Raw genomic sequence first — 3,807 nt, forward strand, 5'->3', positions numbered from 1 at the left:
GGCAATCCCCCACCACGTCATTGCGAGAAGCGTCAGCGACGCGCCACTGTCTTCAGTGGCGCACAATCTTGGCCCCCACCACTGTCATTGCGAGGAACTCAGTGACGCGCCACTGTCTTCAGTGGCGCACAATCCAGGCACTATAATGACACATCAACTACAGACACTACACTAGTTCAGACACTTGCATAACAACCCCGCCAGCCAGTAAAGTAAAGAAGCAGGATTGTATCAATTGTAGTGAGGACTGACAACATGCTCGAAGTGCTGGACAACATACCGGTCACGCTGGAGCCGGAGACAGTGATGAAACGACTGCGTGTGCGCGGTCGTGAAGCACAAATGGAAGAGATGGCGCGGGAGTTGATTGACATTGCCCTGCCGGTTGCCCGACCCAGGGCGGTCTACGCAGTCTCACCAATCAATGACCGCACCGATAACACCGTAGACATTGATGGCATCCGCCTTACCAGCCGCGTGCTGAGAATCAACCTGGACAAGGTGAACCGCGTCTTCGCCTATGTCGCCACCTGCGGCCGGGAGATGCACGAATTGACCGTGCCATCCACCGACTTGCTCAAGGCGTACTGCCTGGACATCATCAAGATGATGGTCCTGGGCTCGGCAATGACCTACCTCACCAGATACATAGACAACCGATACCGGCCGGGCCAGATGTCTCACATGAACCCGGGGTCACTGAAAGACTGGCCGTTGACACAGCAGAAGGAGCTGTTCTCCATCCTCGGTGATGTCGAGGCAGCCATCGGGGTGACTCTAACCGATGGCATGGCTATGGTCCCCACCAAGTCTACATCCGGGATATACTTCGCCACCGAAATCCGATTCGAAAGCTGCCAGCTCTGTCCCAATGAGGGCTGTATCGGCCGGAGAGCCCCGTACGACCCGGACCTGGCCAAACAGTACCAGACTACACCAACCTGAACCCGGGATACTATTATGTTCACCCGACGACAGTTATATGCGTTGGCGGGAAGACTCCGGGACTTAAAGGAGATGCCCCTTCTGAGGGGCGCCCCCTCTTTACAAATCATTCTCCTTCCGCTTTAATATATGGAAGGAGATACAGGAGATGGGGTCCCACTTTTCAGCGGGGAGCAAATATCATGGAAAAAGCAATCGAGGAACTGCGGGCGAAGGGCAAAGCTGCTAAAGAAGCCTCCCGTCACCTGGCTTACATTTCCACCGAAATCAAGAACCAGGCACTGTGCAACATCGCCGACGACCTGCTTGTCCGGAAGGACGAGATACTGGCCGCAAATCAGAAGGACTATCGGGCAGCCGAGGCATCGGGTATGGACACCGCCATGCTGGACCGCCTGATGCTCGACGAAAGCCGCCTTGAGGGTATCGCCGGAGACGTACGGGCTGTCGCCGCTCTGCCCGACCCCGTTGGTGAGACCTACGACATGCGTACTCTATCCAATGGCCTTATCATCGGCAGAAGACGGGTACCCCTCGGTGTTATCGGTTCGATGTACGAAAGCCGCCCTAACGTCACGGTGGACATCTCGGTACTCTGCCTGAAATCGGGCAATGCCGTCATCCTCCGGGGAGGTAAAGAAGCGCTCAACTCCAACAGTGCCCTGGCCACTGTTGTCCAGGACGCCGTTACCCGTGCCGGTGTTCCCGAGGGCGCCGTCCAGTTCATCGACAATACCGACCGTGAACTGGTCAATCACCTCCTCAAGATGAACGACTGTATCGACATGTTCATACCGCGCGGAGGGGAAGGACTTATCCGACACGTGATAGACACCGCCACCATGCCTGTGGTTAGTGGCGGCATCGGGGTATGCCACACCTATATCGACAGCAACGCTGACATCGAAAAGGCGGTACCTATCGTGTTCAACGCCAAGGTGCAGCGCCCCACTGTCTGCAACGCCCTCGATACCGTCCTTGTCCACGCGGATATCGCCGAGCGCTCCCTGCCACCGATGGCAGCCGAACTCGGTAAGGCCGGAGTGGAGATACGCTGCGACCAGCGGTCCCTGTCCATCCTGAAATCGAATAAATCGCTGAAGCTAACCGCAGCCACGGAGGAGGACTGGGGCAAGGAATTCCTGGCACTGATTGCCGCCGTGAAGGTGGTCGATTCCCTGGACGAGGCACTGGAGCACATCCGCACCTACGGCTCGGGGCACTCCGAGGCCATCATCACTGAGAACTACAGTGCTGCCATGCGCTTTCTCGACGAAGTGGACGCCGCCTGCGTCTATATCAATGCCAGCACGCGCTTCACCGACGGCGGTCAGTTCGGCCTCGGGGCGGAAGTGGGTATCAGCACCGGTAAAATGCACGCCCGTGGGCCGCTGGGTCTGAAGGAACTAACTACCTACAAGTGGATAATCTTCGGCAACGGGCAGGTCAGGAACTAGCGTTCTATTTCTGCTTTAACGTCTCTATGACCGCCTGCTGCGCCTGGAATAGCTCTCCGATGCCCTTTTCCGCCAGGGACAGCAGGAAGTCGATTGTCTCCTTGCTGAACGGCTTGCCCTCGGCGGTACCCTGCACTTCGACGAACTCGCCCTTGCTGGTCATCACCACGTTGAAGTCGACCTCGGCATTGAAATCCTCGTCGTAACAAAGGTCGAGAAGCCTCTGGCCGTGCGCCACCCCGACACTTATGGCCGCCACGCCGCTCAGGAGCGGCAGAGATGATATCAAGCCCATCCTGGTCATTGTCTCCAGCGCCTGGTAGAGGGCAACGTAGGCACCGGTAACAGCGGCTGTCCTGGTACCACCATCGGCCTGAAGGACATCACAGTCCAGGTAGAGGGTCCTCTCACCCAGTTTCGCAAGGTCGACCACCGCCCTCATCGAGCGCCCGATGAAGCGCTGTATTTCCTGGCTCCTGCCGCCGATTCTTCCCCGGGTAGAATCACGCTCAGAGCGGGTGACGGTTGCCCGCGGCAGCATCGAGTACTCCGCTGTGACCCAGCCGGTACCCCCGCCTCTGAGAAAACCGGGAACTCTGTCTTCAACGCTAACCGAACACAGCACCCGGGTCTGTCCCAGCTCCATCAACACCGAGCCTTCGGCAAAGCTCTGGTACCCCGGCGTGATTTGCACCGGTCTCAACTGGTCATAGGTACGCCCGTCAGCTCTTTTCACGTTGAAGTTTCCTTTCCCGGTGATAACTGCCAAAGTATAGCATTGATTCCGGGTGCTGGCAATCTGGTCAACTCGCCCAGCACGTTGGCAGCAGACCTCTTTTACCTGCAAGTCATCATGGACCAAATCCTGGCAGGGTGATGAAAAAGGGGAGTCTGGAGCGATTCCGCCTCTTCTGAGAGGCCCCGCCTCTTCTGAGAGGGGCCCCCTTATGGCAGGGGTGTCTGGGCGTCATTCTTACAGAATGACGTTAGCAGAATCCGAAACCGGATTCTGCCGGTGTCCCCCTCTTTAACAGGTATCATGTCTCATGGTATTCAGCCCCGTCGGACAGGTACGAGATTCAGTCCTCTCCCATCTCAATCTGCCGCAGCCTGGCATCACTGATGCCGAAGTGATGGGCTATCTCGTGCCTGACCACCTTCCCGACCTCGACAGCAATATCACCTTCGTTGCGACACCTGGCCTCAATGGGCTTCTGGAAGATGGTAATCTTGTCCGGGAGCACCATCCCGTAGCCTCGACCGCGCCGGGTCTGTGGTACCCCCTCGTAAAGACCGAGCAGGATGTGGCCACGCTGCAGCTTGCCCCTGGCCATCTGGTCAGCCGTAGGATAATCCTGGATCACCACGTCGACATTCTCCAGCCGGGAGAGGAACTCCTCCGGCA

The 3,807-nt window shown here is 57.6% G+C and carries 4 protein-coding genes; 2 read left to right on the top strand and 2 right to left on the bottom strand.

The genetic code is table 11. The annotated features are described in order from the left end of the window. Positions 1–240: 240 nt before the first annotated feature. Together VMW13_08345 and VMW13_08350 are read left to right on the top strand one after the other, a co-directional pair. Positions 241–945 carry a vitamin B12 dependent-methionine synthase activation domain-containing protein gene (locus VMW13_08345; GenBank protein HUV44824.1) on the top strand — a complete coding sequence of 235 codons (705 nt, stop codon included), beginning with the start codon at positions 241–243 and terminating at the stop codon, positions 943–945. Between the two features lie 182 nt (positions 946–1,127). Beyond that, the gene (locus VMW13_08350; protein ID HUV44825.1) at positions 1,128–2,402 is read left to right on the top strand and encodes a glutamate-5-semialdehyde dehydrogenase; all 1,275 of its coding nucleotides are present in this window, start codon (positions 1,128–1,130) and stop codon (positions 2,400–2,402) included. Between the two features lie 4 nt (positions 2,403–2,406). Here VMW13_08350 and rph read toward each other — a convergent pair whose 3' ends face one another. Further along, a complete protein-coding gene (gene rph / locus VMW13_08355) occupies positions 2,407–3,138 on the bottom strand; it encodes a ribonuclease PH (protein HUV44826.1) in 732 nt (243 codons plus the stop codon). A gap of 343 nt (positions 3,139–3,481) precedes the next feature. Next, on the bottom strand, positions 3,482–3,807 hold a 326-nt coding region (locus VMW13_08360), incomplete at its 5' end, for a metallopeptidase family protein (GenBank protein HUV44827.1).

Source organism: Dehalococcoidales bacterium, from assembly GCA_035529395.1.
Lineage (GTDB): Bacteria > Chloroflexota > Dehalococcoidia > Dehalococcoidales > Fen-1064 > DUES01.

What these genes read in the sequence shown, in the direction of transcription:
- VMW13_08350 (HUV44825.1), top strand. Translation starts at nt 1,128, where the DNA reads ATGGAAAAAGCAATCGAGGAACTGCGGGCGAAGGGCAAAGCTGCTAAA.